Below are 19,642 nucleotides of genomic sequence, written 5' to 3' on the forward strand. Positions count from 1 at the left end.
ATGTTGCCCACCTTCGAAAGTGGGCATTCGCCTGGCTCAGTGCTGGGAAGCCATGTGCTCGGCAGGCGCCAGCGCCAGAACCCGCTTGGCCTCTATGAAGGTGCGCTTCCAGTAACGATCATCCAGGCTGTCGATGCGTACGCCACCGCTGCGGCTGCTCGACGAATGGATGAATTGGTTGTCACCCAGGTAGATACCGGCATGACTGACACGATTGCGACCGTTGGTGCTGAAGAACACCAGATCGCCACGCTCCAGTGCCTTGCGCTCGACCAGCGGCGCATCGATGTTGATCATTTCGCGGGTGGACCGTGGCAGCTGCATGCCCAGCTCCTCACGGAACAGGTAGCCGATGAAGCCACTGCAGTCGAAACCGGTTTTCACCGAACTGCCACCAAACCGATAACGGGTACCGATCAGCGACATGCCCTTTTCCAGAACACTGTCAGCCAACTGCGGCAACTGGTAGGGGGCGTGATCGGCAAATTCGGCAGCTGCATCGTCTTCGCGTGCATCGTTGCGATCTACAACGGGCGCTGCAACAACCGGCCTGGCAGGCATCGAAGCCTGGGCGGGCGTGGCAATTTCGGATTGTGGAGCATGGTTGGCGCAGGCGGCGAGAACCATGGTAAGTGCGAGAGGCACGAGGGGTGCGAAGCGTTTGCGCATGGGCACGACCGTGGCGTGAAAAATTAACAGCCGCGACTATGCCTACTAACCGGTCCATTTGCAAATATTATGAGCGGTGATGTGACTCAGTAGTTCCGGGAAAACATCTAAGGCCCTTTCCTCCACCCTGAAGTCAACCAGATCGCTCACGTCCGTCTGCGACATATTGACCTCCACCGTCACCTTGCCCGCCGCACGAGCGCGCAACAGTGGCTCCCTTATATAAGGAAAGCTCGCACTGGTGCCAACGCTCATCACCAGATCGAAACCCTTCTCCACTTCGGTATAAAGCCGCTCGACGGCAGGCTCCGGCAGCATTTCACCGAACAGCGTCACTGGCGGGCGCAACACGCCGCCGCAATCGCGGCATGAAGGTGGCAACGGTTGCTGCAGGTGCTCGGCCAGTCGCTCATCCACCGCACCGCACTGCTGGCAATACAGCGGCGCCAGCTCGCCGTGGATTTCGATCAACCGCTGCGCCGGGCTGCCAGCAAGTCGGTGATAGCCATCGATGTTCTGGGTGAGTACCCAGCACTCGGGTTTCAGGGCCTGCAACCCGGCAATCGCCCGATGGCCGTCATTCGGCTGCCCGCCCAGGCAGGCGCCGCCAAGCTGCGCCAGGTACTTCCAGCACAGCGCCGGGTCGCGTCGCAGCATGTCGCCTGACAGCGCCACTTCGATTGGCAACCCGTCTTCGGTGTGGCCGTTGTACAACCCACCGATCCCGCGATACGTCGGCAAACCCGAGTCGGCGGACAGGCCTGCCCCGGTGATGATCAGGATCCGTCGCGCCTCGGCGATGGCCGATGCGATACGCGGCAGATGCTCATGCATCAGTGGTTGACCGTGTGCGCCAGCATCACCGACAGCTGGCACAGCGGGCGCCCGCTCTGCTCATGCCACTGGTTGAAAGCTGCCTGCACCGCCGCACGATCCCGCTGGCTGGTCGGCGCTTTGTCGACGATCTTCTGCGCTTTCAGCGCAGCGACCATGTCATCAGTGGGAATGAAGGTGTCCTTGCCGACCATGCGCAGAAAGCGTGGTGCCGAAAGGCCACCAAGCTGCGTACCCTGCTTGGCCAACCAATGCCACAAGCCGACGATATCGGTCACTGGCCAATCGGCAATCAGCGCACCAAAGGCAAAGCCTGGCTTCGGCGTGATGGTTTTCACCGCAGCGGCCGGACCACTCAATGCGCCGCGCTCCACGTCGAGAATGAACTGCGCATTGCGCGGCACGCTCTTGAGCTTACCGAGGTGGCGAATCAAACGGGCGTCCTGCATCAGCCTTTCGAGGCGCTCGCCGCCCATCAACACGACCTTCTCAGGATCGAAACCGAAAAAAACCTCTTCGAAAGCCGGCCATTTGGCATCCACCAGGCTGTGCTTGAGCCCAGCGCGAAAAATGCGCAGGCTCATGATAGACAGGTAGCGATCATCGCTCAGAGCCCGCAGTTTCTTGTCGGATGCCGGCTGCGGCAGGCGCGCTTCTAACGCCTCGACCGAGCCGAAACGGTTGACGCAGTATTCATGCATCCATCGGTAGTCGTGCATCGTTACGGCCAGTCCTCGAATTACAGGTTCATCACGTTCAGAAATCGCGGCGTGGCCTGCTCGTCGATCTTCAGGCTGGCGAAGTCGAACAGATTGCGATCAGCCAGTTGCGAGGGCACCACGTTCTGCAGGGCACGGAACATGATTTCCGTGCGGCCAGGCGACTTGCGCTCCCAGTCCCGCAGCATCTCCTTGACCACCTGGCGCTGCAGGTTTTCCTGGGAGCCGCAGAGGTTGCACGGAATGATGGGGAATTCCTTGAGCGTGCTGTAGGCCTCGATGTCCGCTTCGTTGCAGTACGCCAGCGGGCGAATCACCACGTTGCGGCCGTCATCGGCACGCAGCTTGGGCGGCATGGCCTTCAAGGTGCCGCCGTAGAACATGTTGAGGAAGAAGGTCTCGAGAATGTCGTCTCGGTGGTGACCGAGGGCCATCTTGGTCGCCCCGATCTCGTCGGCGAAGGTATACAGGGTGCCGCGACGCAGACGCGAGCACAGCGAGCAGGTGGTCTTGCCCTCCGGAATCTTCTCCTTGACCACCGAATAGGTGTCTTTCTCGACGATGTGGTAAGGCACGCCGATGGACTCCAGATACGCGGGCAGCACGTGCTCGGGGAAACCCGGCTGCTTCTGGTCCATGTTCACCGCGACGATCTCGAAGTGAATCGGCGCAACCTTCTGCAGGTACAGCAGGATGTCGAGCATGGTGTAGCTGTCCTTGCCACCGGACAGGCAGACCATGACCTTGTCGCCCTCTTCGATCATGTTGAAATCGGCGATGGCTTCGCCGGCCTGGCGACGCAGGCGTTTTTGCAGTTTATTCTGATTGACCGAGAGGGTGCCCATGGCGCGTGAAAATCCGCTAGAAGTACTGAAGCCGCGCAGTTTACCCAGAAAACGAGGCGCACCCCAGCCACAAAACGGCCAACCGTCGCCGGCCGGGTGAAACGTCGCGAGCGCCACACCGTGCAAGCGCGCGCACCTTCGACTAAGGTGAGCCGATGAACGATGAAATCGACCACACCGGGCAATTGCTCGAATTATTGAAAGCCGCCCCGCAAGGCCTTTCCGAGTACGAGTTGCTGCTGCGCCTGAGCCGCTGGCAAGGCGTGGATGAGCGCCTGCCCGCGGATCCCCTGGAGCTGTTTCGCACGCACTTCCTGCTCTTCCATACCCTTTATACGCTGCGTGACCAGTTGCATGCGCAAGGCCTGGCGGTGCTGCAGATCACTCCACTGTGCATTCGCCTGCTGCCCTACCAGGCGGGTGAAAACGCCCTTGGCGAAAACGACCCGTTGCGCGCCTACTACCTCGATCTGAACCAGCTGCGCGATACCGATGCAGACGATGTGCACGCCTTGCTGGGCAATTTCTGGATACGCCTGCAGGGGGGCGAAGAGAAACAGGCCGCCCTGGCGGTACTCGAGCTGGACGCCCATGGCGCCGAGCTCGACCTGTCGACGATCAGGCAGCGCTACCGCCAACTGGTAAGCCTGCACCACCCGGATCGCGGTGGCAGCACGCAGCGTCTGCAACGCATCAACGACGCCATGCAAACCCTGCAACGCTACTACCGTTAAACCGGGCGCCGCTCAGCCCACGGGCGCTGCGTGCCGTATCGATCTGCGGCATAATCGCCGGCAATCCCCGGCCACCGATACAGCCATGTCAGAGCAGATCCACGCCCGCGTCGAAGCCTGTTATCAGCAGGCTGAAAACTTCTTCAAACGGTCTTTCAGGCGCCCCGAAGTGAGCTTCAAGCTGCGCGGCCAGAAGGCCGGCGTGGCACATCTCACGGAAAACAAGCTGCGCTTCAATCCACAGCTGTACCGCGACAATCAGGATGACTTCCTGCGCCAGACGGTGCCTCACGAAGTCGCACACCTGGTTGCCCACCAGCTTTTCGGCCTGGGCATTCAACCCCACGGCGAGGAATGGCAACTGATCATGCGCGGGGTCTACGAGCTGCCGCCGCATCGCTGCCACAGCTATGCGGTGACGCGCCGGCAGGTCAGCCGGTTCATCTACCGCTGTCAGTGCCCGCAAGGCGAATTCCCGTTTTCAGCCCAGCGCCATGCCTTGGTCGGCAAGGGCCGCCGCTACTTCTGTCGACGCTGCAAGATCACGCTGCAGTTCACCGGCGAGCAGCGCACCGAGTAGCGCGACGCAACAGGCGAGGCGCTCGGATTCATTCGTCGAGACGCTGGAAGGCGAGCAGCAGCGCCTTGCTGAGGTCGACACTGGAGAATTTGGTGAGCACGTCGTTGGCACCCACTGCGCGCGCCTTTTCCGTGTTCATGGTGCTGTCCAGCGAGGTGTGCAGCAGCACGTAGGTGTCGCCCAGCACGGCGTCCTTGCGAATATGCTGCACCAGGCTGTAGCCATCCATCTCCGGCATTTCGATGTCCGACACCAGCACCTCGATCGGCTGTCCCTGCTGGTGCTGGGCATGCAACAACTCCAGTGCGGCGGCGGCGCTGCGCACGGCCTGACAGTCGAGATCTAGCTTGCGCAGGGTGATCAGCGTCTGCTGCAGGGCCACCTGGGAGTCGTCGACCACCAGCACCCGGCGCCCCTGCAGAAGCCGGCGCTCCGCCGGATTCAGCAGTTGCTCGGCAACTTCCTCGATAGGCGCAGGCGCGATTTCGTGGAGCACTTTCTCGATGTCGAGAATCTGCACGATGGTACCGTCGATCTGCGTCACCCCAGTGATGAAGGCCCGCACGCCTGCCCCGGCAGGGGGCGGCCGCACGTCGCGGGTCGAGCACTGCACGATGCGTTCCACGCTGTGCACGTGCAGGCCCTGGCGCGAGCGGCTGAGCTCGGTGACGATCAGGCAACCGTCCTGGCTATCACCACCGCCGCGCTCGCCAATCGCACGCGCCAGGTCGATGACCGTCAGCGCCGAACCACGCAAGGTTGCCACGCCACGCACATGGGGGTGACGGCTGGGCATCTTGGTCAGGGATGGGCAGGGAATGATCTCGTTGACCTTGAGCAGATTGATACCCAGCAGCCGGCCACTGTGCAAACGAAACAGCAACAGCGATAGCGAATCGCCCAGCACCATGGTCATTGATGTAACTCCCCAGTCATGCAAAAAAGTAGTATCGGCCCGGCTGCACTGCGCCAGGCTCGCGGTTGTTCGGGTGCTCGTTCAGCCTAGAAAGGCAGCCACTTGTGGTGCATCGAAGGGCCAGGGCAACTGCGCACCGGTGTCGGTGCGTACAAGCACGGGAATCAGCAGTGCGTAGCGCTCCAGCCACTCGTCATGCTCGGCGATATCGACCAGCTCGACGAGCAGGCCGCGTTCGACGAACGGCATCAATACCGCCTCCGCGTATTCACACAGGTGACAGCCGAGGGTCCCCAACAGCTGGCATTCAGGAAGCATGGATCAGCCTCCGCAACGAGAAAGCCGCCAGTCTACCACCTCGAACAGGCCCCTCAGGCGTCAGCGGCACCCTCGCCGGCTTTGGGCGCCAGCGTGGAATCCAGTACACCCTGCAGGCCGTCGAGCAAGCGGTCGTTGAGCTGTTCGGCCTTGTCCAGGCGCGTCTTGTCGAAGCGCTCGTCAAGGGAGAAACCACCCTTGAGCAGATCCTGCATCAGCCCCTTGCCATCACTGACCCATTCATTGGCCGTGCGCAGCGCATCGAGCAGGCCCTGGGCGTAATCGGTGAGGGCACCATTGACCGCACTGGCCGACTGGCCGCCCTGGTTGGACACCGAACCATACGCATCGGTGGCCTGACGCACGCTGGTCTGCGTCAGGCTCAGCGACATGGATGCCAGTTGCGAGCCGTCCATTTCCAGCGACATGGCGCGATCGAAAGCGCCGGCCATGTCGCCGGAATAGAAGGAATTGGACAGGTCCTGCACCTGGGTGAACAGTTTATCCAGTGCCGCCTTTTCCTCGTCGTCCAGGTCGCCGTCCACCTGCACCTGCCAGCCGCCGATCTGCAGGCTGCCAGACTCGCTGTTCGCGCCTTCGGTGCGCGACCAGGCTGCCGAGGCCTGCGCGACGGACACCCGCAGGCGGTCACCGTCACGGGTGGTGATGTCCAACTCGAAACTTTCCGCGACTGCCGCGAAGCGGTCACTGGAGGCTGGCACGGCGACGGTGCCGCCGGCAGGGGCGGCACCGTACTGCTTGTCGAGGCCGGCGAAGCCCTGCTGAATGCGTTTGAAGGTGTCGTCGATATCGCTGGCAACCTTGTCCTTGAGCAGCCCCATGCCATCGAGGATCTTGCGTGCTTCGTCGAAGCCCTTCTCGACGCCAGACCGCGCCTGGTCAAGCAGCTTCTGCAGTTTTTCCGGATCGGCGCCGGAGGCTGCTTCGCTCTTGAGCCGCTGCTCGATGAAGCCGAGCACGCGATCCGCCACCTTGTCCGGGGAGAAGTCGTCCTGCTTGGCCGTCAACGAGCCCGGCGGCAAGCCCAGGCGCTCGGCGAGACGGTTGGACAGCGCGACCTGGGCATCGGCCGCGTTGCGAATCGTGGTCTGCCCGCCAAGCTGCGGCGAACGACCGGTCGTGGGTGTCGAGAGCGGAAGGGAAACAGTCATGGCAAGTCACCGGAAGCGGAGCATGTCCAAGGTTGACGGCAGCTCATGGCAAAAGTTTAGGCCTGCCCGCCGCACATTCGACCAGAGGAGCCCAGCGACTCGCCAGCCGCCTCAATCCTGGCTGACCGCACCGATCTTGTGAATCGACAGGTCGGCGCCGTAATACTCCTCCTCCTGGCTCAGGCGGATGCCGACGACCAGCTTGAGCAAGCCATACACCAGGAAGCCGCCGGTCAACGCCACCACCACACCCAAGGCGCTGCCAAGCAGTTGGCTGACCAGACTGACACCGCCAAGGCCGCCCCACATCGTCTGGCCGAAAATGCCACAGGCGATACCACCCCATACGCCGCACAAGCCGTGCAGTGGCCAGACGCCCAGCACGTCATCGATCTTCCACTTCACCTGGGTCGCGGTGAACGCCCAGACGAACAGCGCGCCGGCAATTGCCCCGGTGACCAGCGCCCCGACCGGGTGCATGAGGTCCGAACCGGCACAGATGGCCACCAGACCGGCCAGCGGGCCGTTGTGCAGGAAGCCTGGGTCGTTGCGACCGACCAGCAGTGCCGCCAGGGTGCCACCGACCATGGCCATCAAGGTGTTCACCGCCACCAGGCCGCTGATGCTGCCCAGCGTCTGGGCGCTCATCACGTTGAAGCCGAACCAGCCGATGATCAGAATCCACGAGCCCAGGGCGAGAAACGGTATGCTCGACGGCGCCATGGCGACCAGCCGGCCATCGCGGTAGCGGCCATCACGGCGGCCCAGCAGCAGCACAGCGGTAAACGCCAGCCAGCCACCCACGCCATGCACCACCACAGAACCGGCAAAATCATGGAATGGCGCGCCGAATTGCGCCTGCAGCCAACCCTGTAAACCAAAGTTGCCGTTCCAGATCATGCCTTCGAAGAATGGGTAGACGAACGCCACGATCAGCGCCGTGGCGCACAACTGCGGGCCGAACCGGGCGCGCTCGGCAATCCCGCCGGAAATGATCGCCGGAATCGCCGCGGCGAAGGTCAGCAGGAAAAAGAACTTCACCAGCGCGTAGCCGTTACCCTCCACCAGCACGCTGGCCGGGTGCAGGAAGGTGACGCCGTAGGCGATCCAGTAGCCGACGAAGAAATAGGCGATGGCCGAGATGGCGAAGTCGGAGAGAATCTTCGACAGCGCGTTGACCTGGTTTTTTTGCCGCACCGTACCGACTTCGAGAAATGCGAAGCCGGCATGCATGGCCAACACCATGATCGCGCCGATCAGGATGAACAGCGTATTGGAACCGTGAATCAGGGTTTGCACGGCACTGTTGAGGTTTTCCATCGAGGCAGAGGCTCCGCAAAAAAAGCACCACAAAAGAACATCGCAGCGAGACAAGGCACCATTACGATGCACGAATAGAATCATCCGTCGCCCAGCTCGGTCGCGCGGGCGCAGGATGGGTGCCAGGCTTTATTAAGTCTTTTGCGGTTATGTGTTTTTTATCAATAGGTTAATAGCGCACCAGCGTGTTGCCATTCCTGCATCTCGAGCACCATAAGCATGCACTCGCGGCACTGACGCACCGTGCCGATGCAATCGCTATGCCCTCTTGCAAAGGCCATTGCAGGCCGATTCGCAGATAGAGTGAACCTGGCCAACCACGGCCACTCGAACCCTTACACCGCATCACACCTACAGGAGAACGATTTATGGCCCGCCCACTTCCATCGCGCCCCGCTACACCTGCCAATAAAGAAGAACTGCTCGAAGAGTTCCAGGCGCTGGTACGCGACACCGAAACCCTGCTGCAGCACTCCGCCAGCCTGGTTGGCGATCAGGCGGAAGAACTGCGTGCGCAAATCCGTGACAGCCTGGGCCGCGCGCGTTCCACGCTGAAAAACACCGAGGAATCAGTGGTCCTGCGTGGCAAGGCAGCGGTCGGTGCGACCGAAGACTACGTGCAAACGCATCCGTGGCAGACCATCGGCATCGCTGCCGGCATTGGTATACTCATCGGCATGCTCATTAGCCGACGTTGATCAGGACAGCCCATGGATGACAGCCAGACAGCAGCACCTTCCAGCCGCGGCCCTTCGCCGCGGCGCCTGGGCGGTGCCCTGCTCGGGCTGGTCCATGGTCATGTCGCCCTGTTCAGTGAGGAATTGCGCGAGCAGCAGGCGCGCACCGTCACCTTGCTGCTGCTCACGGGTCTGTGCGTTTTATTCGGGCTGTTGCTGATCATCGGCCTGTCCGCTGCGCTATTGATCACCTTCTGGGACAGTCACCGTTACTGGGTGATTGCCCTGCTCTGCCTGTGCTATGCGGCAGGCCTGATCGCCTGCGCCGCCAGCCTGGTGCAACGCATGCGCAGCGCACCTGCGCCCTTCAGCGCGAGCCTGGAAGAACTGGCCCGAGACCGGGAGCAACTGCTGCCATGAGCCGTTCATCGTCAAAGGCATCCACCCAGGAACTGCGCAAGACCATGCTGCGCCTGCGCCTGGAGATGCACCGCCAAGAGATTCGCCACGAGACCCTGATCATCCTGGAGCCGCTGCAAAAAGCCCGGGATTTCGGCAACCATTGGCGCACGGAACTCAAGAGCAGCAATGCGCCCCTGTGGATCACCGGGGGCGCTTTCGCGCTGACGCTGTTGGGCATGCGCGGTGGCCAATGGCGCCGCTGGCTGCGTATCGCCCTGGAAACCTTTCCCAACCTGCGCAAGCGATCGGCCGCCTCGGAAGGCAAAAAGCCATCGCACGAGGCAGATCCCGGCTGACTGGCCACATTCTTGCTAGCGATTCCGGTTTCTGGCCGCACTTACTCGGCCTCTACCGTTCTCTTTACTAAGGATGTGTTCGGTGCTCGACGGTCAACCGCTCGCCGTCTTCCAACCTTTCATCGATACCGCTACCGGTCAGATAGCCGGCGTCGAGGCCTTGGCCAGGCTGCGTGATGACCAGGGCCACCTGCATTCGGCCGGGCCGCTGTTCGCGGATCCGAAGACCCCACCAACGGCACTGCGCCGCCTAGATCGCAGCGTACGAGAACAGGCGCTGGCGCGGTTTCACGAAGCGCCGCCGCACTGGTTCCTGAGCCTGAATATTTCTCCGCGCTGGATCAGTCGCCTGCGCCCCGGTCAGGCGCTGCCCAGCCTCAAGCAACTGGAGCGTAGCGGCATCGACCCGGCACGGGTGGTGTTCGAAATCACCGAGCTGGGTGGCGCGAGCCAGCGCTTGCCAGGTGTCGTGGCACGCTACCGCGAGGCCGGCGCACGCGTGGCCATCGATGATTTTGGCGCCGGTTACTCGCAGCTCGACCGCGTACTGGCCCTGCAACCCGACATCCTCAAGCTGGACATGCGGCTGTTTCAGGAAGCAGCCCGTGGCGGACCGAGCGGCGAGGTGGTCAAGGCACTCGCCATGATGGCCGAGAAAACCGGCTGCTGGATCATCGCCGAGGGCGTGGAAACCCATGCTGAACTGGATTTCGCGCTCGAGTGTGGCGCTCGCTACGTGCAGGGCTACCTGTTTGCCCAGCCAGAGTTGGAGTTTTTCCCCAACGATGCCTTCGTGAAGCGCTTCGCCAGCCTGCGCGACCTGTACGTGCAACAGAAGCTGGCCGAGCGCGCTCGCCTCGTGGACGTGCGCAAGCGACTCGCCGAGCTGTTCGCACAGCTCAAGGCCACTCTCGAAAGCGCTACGCCGACCGCGATGCCGGCGCCGACTGCGTACCCCTGGCTGTTGCGCCTGTACCAGTGCGATCGCCACGGCACGCAAATCACTCCCAACCTGGAGTGGCGCGACGGTGCCTGGCAGGCCGACAGTCGCTACCTGGGCCACAACTGGTCGTGGCGCCCGTACTTCTATCAGCTGCTCGCCGAAGGCTGGGACGAACGCCGCCTGATCCTGTCCAGCACTTACCGTGATGCCACCAGCAACCAGTACTGCCTCACCGCCGGGCAATTCATCGACAACGGTACCCGCCTGCTGCTGGTGGACATCGATGCCCATGGACTTTAGTGGATGTAGCCTTGCAGTTGCTCCGGCGAACAGGGAAGCTAACGGGCAATTCGCACACGCGCGGCCGCGGGCCGTGCACGCACCTGACCGACGAGGGCCTCGCCATCGTCTCCGGCAAAGGAAGCACGCTTGGACTGGCAAACCCTGCTCACCCGTGAACGCCTCGGCAAACCGGCGCCCAGCGCCGATGAGCTGGGCCGCAGCCCGTTCCACAAGGACCATGACCGGATCATCTTCTCCGGCGCATTCCGCCGCCTGGGCCGCAAGACCCAGGTGCACCCGGTATCCAGCAACGACCACATCCACACGCGCCTCACCCATTCGCTGGAAGTCAGCTGCGTCGGCCGCTCGCTAGGCATGCGTGTTGGCGAAATGCTGCGCAGCGAGCTGCCGGCCTGGTGCGAACCGAGCGATCTGGGCATGGTGGTGCAATCCTCCTGCCTGGCCCACGACATCGGCAACCCGCCATTCGGCCACTCCGGTGAAGACGCCATCCGCCACTGGTTCCAGCAGGCCGCCGGGCGTGGCTGGCTGGACGCCATGAGCGAAGCCGAGCGTGGCGACTTTCTCAGTTTCGAAGGCAATGCACAGGGCTTTCGCGTGCTCACCCAGCTGGAGTACCACCAGTTCGACGGCGGTACGCGGCTGACCTATGCGACCCTCGGCGCCTATCTCAAGTACCCGTGGACCTCCCGTCACGCCGAGGCGCTGGGTTACAAGAAGCACAAGTTCGGCTGCTACCAGAGCGAGCTGCCGCTGCTCGAGCAGATCGCCAGCAAGCTCGGCCTGCCGCAACTCGAGGAACAGCGCTGGGCGCGCCACCCGCTGGTGTATCTGATGGAAGCGGCAGACGACATCTGCTATGGCTTGATCGACCTCGAGGACGGCCTGGAAATGGAGCTGCTCGACTACGCCGAAGTGGAGGCGCTGCTGCTCGATCTGGTGGGTGACGACCTTCCGGAAACCTACCGCCAACTGGGTGCCAACGACTCGCGTCGGCGCAAGCTGGCGATCCTGCGTGGCAAGGCCATCGAGCACCTGACCAACTCTGCAGCCCACGCGTTCGTGGAGCAGCAGTCCGCTCTCCTGGCTGGCACCCTGGAAGGCGATCTGGTCGAGCACATGCACGGCCCTGCCAAGGATTGCGTACAGGCCGCCAAGGCAATGGCGCGGGAAAAGATCTTTCAGGACAAGCGCAAGACGCTGCATGAGATCGGCGCCTACACCACGCTGGAAATCCTCCTCAACGCTTTCTGCGGCGCGGCGCTGGAGCAGCACGGCGGGCGCACGCCATCGTTCAAGAACCGCCGCATCCTCGACCTGCTCGGCCATAACGCACCGGATCCGCAATGGCCGCTGTACCGTTCTTTCCTGCGCATGATCGACTTCATCGCCGGCATGACCGACAGCTACGCCACCGAGATGGCGCGCGAAATGACCGGTCGTTCGAGCCCGGTCTGAGCATGCGCCAAGTCGTGCGGCAGCTGTTCAGCTGGCATGCCGGGCCGCCGGCCTGGGGCCCGGCCGTGGTGGCCGGGCTGGGTTGTGCCCTGCCGCTGCTGCTGGGCCTGTTCAGCGCACACCCCGGGTTCCTGTGGGCCTCGGTAGGTGCCTTTCAGGCTGCCCAGGCCAACCCCTTGCACCGTTTCGGCATGCTGCGCATGCTGCTGCTCACCGGGCTGGGCGCCTGCAGCGCGGGCCTTGGCTTCTGGTCGGCGACCCACCCGCTGATCAGCCTGTCACTGTTCGCCGGCTTTGGCCTGCTGCTGGCCTGGCTGCAGCGCTACGGCACCGAAGCCGGCAAACTGGGAATAGGGCTTACCGTGTGCCTGTGCCTGGGACAGGGCCAGTACGGCAGCAGCAGCCTGAACAACCCCTACGCCATTGCCATGTTGTTCATTCTCGGCGGGCTCTGGGTCATGCTCCTGGCGTTTGGCCTACGTGGCGTGCACGGCCTGCGCATGTGGCCCTACATGCCGCGCCTGGTCAGCCTGCTCAGGGTGCTGCGTCGCCATGCCGGGCGCCAGTCGCGCCAACAGTGGTGGCTGTACGCCCTGGGCTGCACGCTCGCCGTCTCGCTGGCCGGCCTGATCGTCAACCTGGCGCATCTGCAACGCGGCTACTGGCTGACGTTGGCGGTGGTCACCACCTTGCAGCTGGAATTCAGGGGCAGCCTGGTGCACGCGCTGCAGGCGAGCATGGCCAGCCTGAGCGCCGCCGGGCTGTTGATCCTGTTTGGCAATAGCCTGCAGAGCCCGCCGCTGATGGTCGCCATCATGCTCCCGCTGATCACCGTCAGCCGCGCGCTGCAGGCCCACAATTACGGCCTTTTCGTGTTGCAGACCACCGTGTGTTTCGTGCTGCTCGCCGAGAGCCTGGCCAGGGACTGGCACCTCCCCCAGGTGCGCCTGTTCAACGTCACCCTCGGCATTCTCCTCGCCCTGTTCATCGCCCTGCTGATGCATGGCCTGCAGCAGTGGCTGGAGACCCGCACTGCGGCAAAACAGCGAGCACTGCACAATAATGACAAAGTGCCTTCATCCGAGTCGACAGAGCCTTGAACGCTTGACTATGCTGCCCCCTTGAATGACGCAAAACGGGGAGTGACGCGCGATGCCAGGCAGTACTTGCCGCAGACGAAGGCTCCCCCTGCACGTGCATATCAGCGTGCTGTTCGTGCTGACGCTGCTGCTTGCCGGTGGCGTACTGGGCCTGTTCACATACCGCCAGACCACCGCGATCATCTTTTCCAGCAGCGCCACGCTGTTCGAACACATCCAACAGGATGTGCAGCACGACATCAGCGCCACCTACCAGCCCATCGATCACCTGCTCGGCGTGCTGGCCTTCGCCGAGGGTATCCAGGGTGCCGACCTGCAGGCCAGGCTGCCCATGCTGGCGCCCTTTGCACGGGCATTGCGCGACAATTCCAGGCTCGCCGCGCTTTACCTCGGCTATCAGGATGGCGGCTTCTTCATGGTCCGTACCCTGCGCAGCCAGGCCCTTCATCAGCAGTTCCAGGCACCGCCAGGTGCCACATTGCAGGTCTGGTCGATCGAACAGGCAGGTGTCGGCCGCCCAGGTGAATACCTGTTCTTCGACGACGCCCTCAACCTCCTCGAACGGCGCCCGCTGGGCCAGCAGACTTTCGACCCGCGGCTTCGCGACTGGTACAGCCGTGCCCGCAGCCAGCCGGACACGGCCACCACCACGCCTTATGTGTTTTTTTCCTCCGGGGTGATCGGCACCACCCTGGCCCGTGCCGTAGGCGCACAGGTAGTGATCGCCGCCGACCTTACGCTGGAAGCGCTCTCCAGCACCCTGGTCAAGCACCAGGTCACACCGAGCAGCGAGGTGGTACTGTTCGATGCCAGGGGCCTGACCATCGCCTACCCGGACCCGCAACGCCTATTGATCAGGGAGCCGGAACCGCGCCTCAAGCCGGTGGCCGAGCTGCTGCCGGAACTGGCCGATGCGTTCGACGAACTGAAACCGGGCGACAACCAGCAACGTGTCGAAACGCTGGCCAAGCGCCGTTGGGTGGTTTCGCGCCACCACGTCAGCGAAGGCGGGCCCGACGGCCTGTACCTGGCCTTGCTGGTACCCGAAGACGAGCTGCTCGCCGACGCCTACCGGATTCGCTGGCAAGGAGCGCTGATAACCCTCACCACCCTGCTCCTGTGCCTCCCCATCGCCTGGCTGCTGTCGCGCTGCATCACCCGCCCGCTCGCCGCACTCCAGGACCGCGCCAGGGCCATGGCGCGCTTCGATTTCGCTGCCGATGGCCTGCGCTTCTCGGTGCTGGAAGTGGATGCGCTGGCTCGCACCCTGGATCAGACCAACCTTGCCCTGACGCGCTACCAGGCAGTCATCGCCGAGTTGGGCCGGCAGCCGAGCCTCGATGCCCTGCTGAGCGCAATCGTTCGACAGACCCTGCACGCCGTGCAGGCCCAGGCGGGCATCGTCTACCTGCTCGAGGGCCGCCACCTGCAACCGCGGGTGCTGGTGCTCGAAACGGACGCCCCACGCATACGCAGCCGTGACCTGGCGGACCAGGCGCTGGAAGACGGCGAGCAGCCAGCCTGGCTGCGCGAGGCCCTGGCGAGCGGACGCGCATCGGTTTCACTGGGCTTCGACAAGGCGGGCGACTTTCAGCCGTTGCTCAACGAGCTGGGCACGCCACGGGTGAACCTGCTGGCCATTGCCCTGCGTGCCCCAGGCGCCGAGCTGCTTGGTCTGCTGGTGCTGCTGCAAGGCGAACGGCTGGACGGCGAAGCCGGGATCCGCAGCGAACAGTGCGTGGCATTCAGCGAGGCGGTGGCGACGATTGCCGGGCGGCATCTGGCGAGTCGTCAGGACGAGACCCGGTAGAAAAAAGGCCTCTGACGAGGCCTTTGCAGGAATCAGGAAGCCGAGTTGATCTCGTTTTCCGGATACCAGACGTCGAGCAGTGGGCTGACGGTGAAATCGACCAGCTCGGAGCGGCTCTTGAGCCAGGCTTCGACAGCGGCACGCTGCTCTTCGCTGACCGAGCCACGCTTGGCCAGGCATACCAGACCGTAGTCGTCACCGCCGACGTAGCCCAGACCATTGGCGGTCATGGCGTCGCTCAGGAACGCATCGAGGAAGGCATCGACGGCTTTGTCGCTCAGGTCTTCCTTGAAGTTCAGGTTCAGCTCGAAACCCAGCTCCTGAAATTCGTCCACACAGAGTTTCTTGCGCAGACGACGGGAACGATTGGTAGCCATGGGTAAAAATCCTTCAGAGTGATAACGCGCGGCACTCTACCAGCTTAGCGGCCGGGATGCCCGCCAGCCGACGAAAAAACGCCGGCAGGACCGGGCGACGGTCGGCGGCGAGCACGGCTACAAAATCCCGCAATCACGGCCCTGGCGGCGCGGCCATGGGGCATAATGCGCGACATTGTCCCAAACCGCTGTGGGAGCTCGTAATGCGATTTTCCGTTGTACCTGCCGTAGGGAGGCTGCGCATCCTCCGCCCTCTGGTACTTGCCTGCCTGGTACTGCCTGCCGCCCTGCCCGCTTACGCGGCGACCAGTGCCACGCTTCCCGAAGCGGTGGTCAAGAGCCTCAAGACCAACAAGATCAGCCAGCAATCGCTGTCCGTGGTGACCCTGCCGCTGACCGGCCCGGGCACCGGCACGCTGTTCAACGCCGATGTGTCGGTGAACCCGGCCTCGACCATGAAGCTGCTGACCACCTTCGCCGCGCTGGAAATACTCGGCCCGACCTACCAGTGGAAAACCGAGTTCTATACCGACGGGCAACTGAAGGATGGCGTGCTCAACGGCAACCTGTACCTCAAGGGTGGCGGTGACCCCAAGCTCAACATGGAGAAGCTCTGGCTGCTGCTGCGCGACCTGCGCGCCAACGGCGTGCGCCAGGTAACGGGCGATCTGGTGCTCGATCGCAGCCACTTTGTGCAGCCGGACCTGCCGGCCTTCAATGACGACGGCGGCGACGCCAACAAACCCTACCTGGTAAAACCCGACTCGCTGCTGGTCAACCTCAAGGCGCTGCGCTTCATTGCGCGCGCCGAGAACGGCAAGGTCACCGTTGCCGCCGAACCGCCACTGGCGGGCCTGACCCTGGACAACCAGGTCAAGGTGCTCAAGGCCGGCAAGTGCCCGGCCTGGCCGGACGTGCGCTACAACCCGGTGAAGGAGTTCGACGGCACCCGGGTAATCGTCACTGGCCAGTTGATGGACGGTTGCAGCGCCCAGACCTATCTCTCGCTGCTTGACCACCCGGGTTATGCCGCCGGCGCGGTGCGCGCGATCTTCCAGGAGCTCGGTGGCAGCATCATGGGCGGCAACCGCCAGGCCGAGGTGCCGAAGAGCGCGACCCTGCTGGCCCGGGCCTTTTCGCCGGACCTGGTGGAAATCATCCGCGACATCAACAAGTACAGTAACAACACCATGGCCCGTCAGCTGTTCCTCAGCATCGGCGCGCAGAACCGCACCAGCGCGGACGTAGACGACGCGCACGCCGCGCAGCGGATGATTCGCGCCTGGCTGGCACGCAAGGGCATCACTGCACCGCAACTGGTCATGGAGAACGGTTCCGGCCTGTCGCGTGCCGAGCGCATCAGCGCACGGGAAATGGGGCGTATCCTCGAAGCCGCCTGGAACAGCCCTTACGCTGCCGAGTTCATCAGCTCGATGCCGCTGGTCGCGCTGGACGGCACCATGCGCAAGCGCCTGCGCAATACGCCGATGGCCGGCCAGGCCCACATCAAGACGGGCACCCTGAACAACGTGCGAGCCATCGCCGGCTTCAGCCGTGACAGCAACGGCAACAGCTGGGCCGTGGTGGCGATCCTCAACGACTCGAAACCCTGGGGTGCCTCATCGATCCTCGACCAGGTCCTGCTCGACCTCTACAAGCAGCCCAAAAGCGCTGCCAGGTAGCGATCAAGCCAGCACGACGCGTCACGTGTCGCCCCGGTGATCGCAATCATCACCGGGCCTGTCGATCGGCTGGAGCCACAATTACGGTATCAGCAGCCACGTCCGGGTATCGCAGCGCGATACCCGGATCGAGACCAGTCGCCTTGCGTAATTACCTGGCCATCAATTTCCAGGCACGGTGGATCTTGGCGTTGCGCGCAAAATCCGGATCCAGGGTCGAAGCGGTGATTTCTTCCACCTGATAACGCGCCGGCAATTGCTCATCGAGCACGAACTTGCGGAAATTGTTGGAGAAGTACAGCACGCCACCGGGTGCCAGACGCGCCATGGCAAGGTCCAGCAGTTGCACATGGTCACGCTGCACGTCGAACACGCCCTCCATGCGCTTGGAGTTGGAGAAGGTGGGCGGATCGATGAAGATCAGCTCGTATTCGCCACGGTCATCTGCCAGCCAGCTCATCACGTCGCCCTGCTCCAGCCGATTCTTGTCGGAGAAGCCGTTGAGCGAGAGATTGCGCCGTGCCCAGTCCAGGTAGGTTTTCGACAGGTCGACACTGGTAGTGCTGCGCGCACCGCCCTTGGCCGCGTGCACGCTGGCCGTCGCGGTGTAGCAGAACAGGTTGAGGAAGCGCTTGCCCGCAGCTTCCTTCTGGATGCGCAGGCGCAGGGGGCGGTGATCGAGGAACAGCCCGGTATCCAGGTAGTCGGTGAGGTTGACCAGCAGCTTGATGCCACCCTCCTTCACTTCCATGAACTGACCTTGCGCCGCCTGCCGCTCGTACTGCTTGGTACCGCTCTGCCGCTCGCGCCGCTTGATCACCACTTTGCTCTTGTCGATACCCAGCGCCTGGGGAATCGCCGCCAGCGCGTCGAACAGCCGGGCCTGGGCCTTTTCCGGGTCGATGGAGCGCGGCGCCGCGTATTCCTGCACGTGCACCCAGTCGTGGTAAAGGTCCACGGCCAGGGCGTACTCGGGCATGTCGGCATCGTACAGCCGGTAGCAATCGACACCCTCACGGCGCGCCCACTTGCCCAACTGCTTGAGGTTCTTCTGCAGGCGGTTGGCGAACATCTGCCCGCCTTCGCTCAGGCGGGCCTGCTCGACAGGCGCCGGAGCCGGCTTGATCGGATTACCGTTGCGATTGAGCTGCGGCGCTTCGGCCTGCAGTTCACTCTGCTCGCGCTCGCGTTCACGCTGCTCCGGTGTGCGCCGCTCGCCGGTGACGAACTGTTCGGGTTGCACCTTGATCAGCAACAGCTTGCAGGGCAAGGCGCCGTTCCAGAAAGCGTACTGCTTGTGGCTGCGAATGCCCATGCGCTTGCCCAGATCGGGTGCGCCGGTGAACACCGCGGCCTCCCAGCCCATGCAGGCCTGACGCAGGCGCTCGCCCAGGTTCTGATAAAGGTACAGCAGGCTCGCTTCGTCGCCCAGGCGCTCGCCGTAAGGCGGGTTGCTGATCACCAGGCCTTTCTGGTTCTGGTCCGGGCGCGGTTCGAAGGTCGCCACTTCGCCCTGGTAGACCTTGATCCAGTCGCTCAGCCCGGCGCGGTCGATGTTGTTGCGCGCGGGCTGGATCAAGCGCGGGTCCGCTTCATAGCCGCGGATCCACAGCGGCGGCCTGGCCAGGCCTGCAGCAGCGCGCTCCTCGGCCTCGGCACGCAGGCGGCTCCAGGTCGCCGGCACATGACCGAGCCAGTGGCTGAAGCCCCACTGCTCGCGCGTCAGGTTCGGTGCGATATCGGCCGCGATCATCGCCGCCTCGACCAGGAAGGTACCCACGCCGCACATCGGGTCGGCCAGCGCGCCGCCCTCGGCGGCGATGCGCGGCCAGCCGGCGCGAATCAGCACGGCAGCGGCGAGGTTTTCCTTCAGCGGCGCGGCGCCCTGCTGCAGGCGGTAACCACGCTGGTGCAGGCTGTGGCCGGACAGGTCCAGCGAGAGGATAGCCTCGCCACGGTCCAGGCGCAGGTGCACACGCAGATCGGGGTTGAGCTTGTCTACCGAAGGACGCGTGCCGTCGGCCTGGCGCAATTTGTCGACAATGGCGTCCTTGACCTTGAGTGCGCCGAAATGCGTGTTATCGATGCCCGAGCCGTTGCCACTGAATTCAACCGCCAGGCTGCCAGTCGGCTCCAGGTGCTCGAACCAGTCGACATTGAGCACGCCCTCGTAAAGGGTCTCGGCATCACGCACCGGAAACCGCGCCAGTACCAGCAGCACGCGGTTGGCCAGGCGTGACCACAGGCACAGGCGATAGGCCGTTTCCATGCTGGCCACGCCACGAATCGCCGAGGTGTGCTCGCGGGCCTGTTCCAGGCCCAGTGCCTTGGCCTCTTCGAGCAGCAAGCCTTCGAGCCCCTTGGGGCACGTGAGGAAGAGTTCGTTATCGTCAGACATCATCAATCCAGTGCCGATAGGCAGTAATG

The 19,642-nt window shown here is 63.5% G+C and carries 20 protein-coding genes; 10 read left to right on the plus strand and 10 right to left on the minus strand.

From position 1 onward, the window contains the following. Window positions 1-36: 36 nt before the first annotated feature. The 4 genes from ACZ0AV_RS04635 to ttcA are packed head-to-tail and all read right to left on the minus strand — an operon-like array spanning window position 37 to window position 3,067. A complete protein-coding gene (locus ACZ0AV_RS04635) occupies window positions 37-669 on the minus strand; it encodes a C40 family peptidase (RefSeq protein ID WP_499149951.1) in 633 nt (210 codons plus the stop codon). A gap of 45 nt (window positions 670-714) precedes the next feature. Then, complete coding sequence (locus tag ACZ0AV_RS04640; RefSeq protein ID WP_499149952.1) at window positions 715-1,503, minus strand: NAD-dependent deacylase; 789 nt, start codon at window positions 1,501-1,503, stop codon at window positions 715-717. Continuing rightward, window positions 1,503-2,222 (minus strand): DNA-3-methyladenine glycosylase I, encoded by a 720-nt coding sequence (locus ACZ0AV_RS04645; protein WP_499149953.1) that lies wholly within the window; start codon window positions 2,220-2,222, stop codon window positions 1,503-1,505. Before ACZ0AV_RS04645 ends, ACZ0AV_RS04640 begins: the two co-directional genes overlap by 1 nt. Window positions 2,223-2,242: 20 nt before the next feature. After that, window positions 2,243-3,067, minus strand: coding sequence for a tRNA 2-thiocytidine(32) synthetase TtcA (ttcA, locus tag ACZ0AV_RS04650; RefSeq protein WP_499149954.1), 825 nt, complete (start codon window positions 3,065-3,067; stop codon window positions 2,243-2,245). A 155-nt stretch (window positions 3,068-3,222) separates the two neighbouring features. On the opposite strand from ttcA, the gene ACZ0AV_RS04655 reads away from it, so the two are divergent. Then, window positions 3,223-3,801: a DNA-J related domain-containing protein gene (locus tag ACZ0AV_RS04655; protein WP_499149955.1), complete on the plus strand. Its 579-nt coding sequence runs from the start codon at window positions 3,223-3,225 to the stop codon at window positions 3,799-3,801. Between the two features lie 43 nt (window positions 3,802-3,844). After that, the gene (locus ACZ0AV_RS04660; RefSeq protein ID WP_499153294.1) at window positions 3,845-4,381 is read left to right on the plus strand and encodes a SprT family zinc-dependent metalloprotease; all 537 of its coding nucleotides are present in this window, start codon (window positions 3,845-3,847) and stop codon (window positions 4,379-4,381) included. 28 nt (window positions 4,382-4,409) lie between these two features. Here ACZ0AV_RS04660 and ACZ0AV_RS04665 read toward each other — a convergent pair whose 3' ends face one another. The 4 genes from ACZ0AV_RS04665 to ACZ0AV_RS04680 all read right to left on the minus strand — a co-directional run bounded on the left by ACZ0AV_RS04665 (window position 4,410) and on the right by ACZ0AV_RS04680 (window position 8,107). Continuing rightward, window positions 4,410-5,297 carry a chemotaxis protein gene (locus ACZ0AV_RS04665; protein ID WP_499149956.1) on the minus strand — a complete coding sequence of 296 codons (888 nt, stop codon included), beginning with the start codon at window positions 5,295-5,297 and terminating at the stop codon, window positions 4,410-4,412. Between the two features lie 81 nt (window positions 5,298-5,378). Next, window positions 5,379-5,615, minus strand: a complete 237-nt coding sequence (locus ACZ0AV_RS04670; protein ID WP_499149957.1) for a glutaredoxin family protein — start codon at window positions 5,613-5,615, stop codon at window positions 5,379-5,381. Window positions 5,616-5,668: 53 nt separating this feature from the next. Continuing rightward, the gene (locus tag ACZ0AV_RS04675; RefSeq protein WP_499149958.1) at window positions 5,669-6,787 is read right to left on the minus strand and encodes a DUF5610 domain-containing protein; all 1,119 of its coding nucleotides are present in this window, start codon (window positions 6,785-6,787) and stop codon (window positions 5,669-5,671) included. 111 nt (window positions 6,788-6,898) lie between these two features. Continuing rightward, window positions 6,899-8,107 carry an ammonium transporter gene (locus tag ACZ0AV_RS04680; protein WP_499149959.1) on the minus strand — a complete coding sequence of 403 codons (1,209 nt, stop codon included), beginning with the start codon at window positions 8,105-8,107 and terminating at the stop codon, window positions 6,899-6,901. A gap of 368 nt (window positions 8,108-8,475) precedes the next feature. Here ACZ0AV_RS04680 and ACZ0AV_RS04685 point away from each other — a divergent pair, with 368 nt between their 5' ends. From ACZ0AV_RS04685 to ACZ0AV_RS04715, 7 genes are all read left to right on the plus strand, one after another. Continuing rightward, window positions 8,476-8,805: an ElaB/YgaM/YqjD family protein gene (locus ACZ0AV_RS04685; RefSeq protein ID WP_131179119.1), complete on the plus strand. Its 330-nt coding sequence runs from the start codon at window positions 8,476-8,478 to the stop codon at window positions 8,803-8,805. Between the two features lie 12 nt (window positions 8,806-8,817). After that, complete coding sequence (locus ACZ0AV_RS04690) at window positions 8,818-9,204, plus strand: phage holin family protein (protein WP_499149960.1); 387 nt, start codon at window positions 8,818-8,820, stop codon at window positions 9,202-9,204. Further along, window positions 9,201-9,542: a hypothetical protein gene (locus tag ACZ0AV_RS04695; protein WP_499149961.1), complete on the plus strand. Its 342-nt coding sequence runs from the start codon at window positions 9,201-9,203 to the stop codon at window positions 9,540-9,542. The genes ACZ0AV_RS04690 and ACZ0AV_RS04695 overlap by 4 nt, the downstream gene beginning before the upstream one ends. Window positions 9,543-9,624: 82 nt before the next feature. After that, window positions 9,625-10,785, plus strand: a complete 1,161-nt coding sequence (locus ACZ0AV_RS04700) for an EAL domain-containing protein (protein WP_499149962.1) — start codon at window positions 9,625-9,627, stop codon at window positions 10,783-10,785. 129 nt (window positions 10,786-10,914) lie between these two features. Beyond that, window positions 10,915-12,246, plus strand: a complete 1,332-nt coding sequence (locus tag ACZ0AV_RS04705; RefSeq protein ID WP_499149963.1) for a deoxyguanosinetriphosphate triphosphohydrolase — start codon at window positions 10,915-10,917, stop codon at window positions 12,244-12,246. Between the two features lie 2 nt (window positions 12,247-12,248). Continuing rightward, window positions 12,249-13,346, plus strand: coding sequence for an FUSC family protein (locus tag ACZ0AV_RS04710; RefSeq protein WP_499149964.1), 1,098 nt, complete (start codon window positions 12,249-12,251; stop codon window positions 13,344-13,346). Window positions 13,347-13,440: 94 nt separating this feature from the next. Continuing rightward, window positions 13,441-15,156: a PDC sensor domain-containing protein gene (locus ACZ0AV_RS04715; RefSeq protein WP_499149965.1), complete on the plus strand. Its 1,716-nt coding sequence runs from the start codon at window positions 13,441-13,443 to the stop codon at window positions 15,154-15,156. Between the two features lie 32 nt (window positions 15,157-15,188). Here the strand turns inward: ACZ0AV_RS04715 and ACZ0AV_RS04720 are convergent, their stop codons facing one another. Next, entirely contained in the window at window positions 15,189-15,533 is a 345-nt protein-coding gene (locus tag ACZ0AV_RS04720) for a YggL family protein (RefSeq protein WP_499149966.1), read from the minus strand. Between the two features lie 203 nt (window positions 15,534-15,736). On the opposite strand from ACZ0AV_RS04720, the gene dacB reads away from it, so the two are divergent. Next, complete coding sequence (dacB, locus tag ACZ0AV_RS04725; RefSeq protein ID WP_499149967.1) at window positions 15,737-17,215, plus strand: D-alanyl-D-alanine carboxypeptidase/D-alanyl-D-alanine endopeptidase; 1,479 nt, start codon at window positions 15,737-15,739, stop codon at window positions 17,213-17,215. A 151-nt stretch (window positions 17,216-17,366) separates the two neighbouring features. Here the strand turns inward: dacB and rlmKL are convergent, their stop codons facing one another. Beyond that, entirely contained in the window at window positions 17,367-19,613 is a 2,247-nt protein-coding gene (gene rlmKL / locus ACZ0AV_RS04730; protein WP_499149968.1) for a bifunctional 23S rRNA (guanine(2069)-N(7))-methyltransferase RlmK/23S rRNA (guanine(2445)-N(2))-methyltransferase RlmL, read from the minus strand. Window positions 19,614-19,642 lie beyond the last annotated feature (29 nt).

The organism is Pseudomonas sp. AC532 (genome assembly GCF_979258965.1).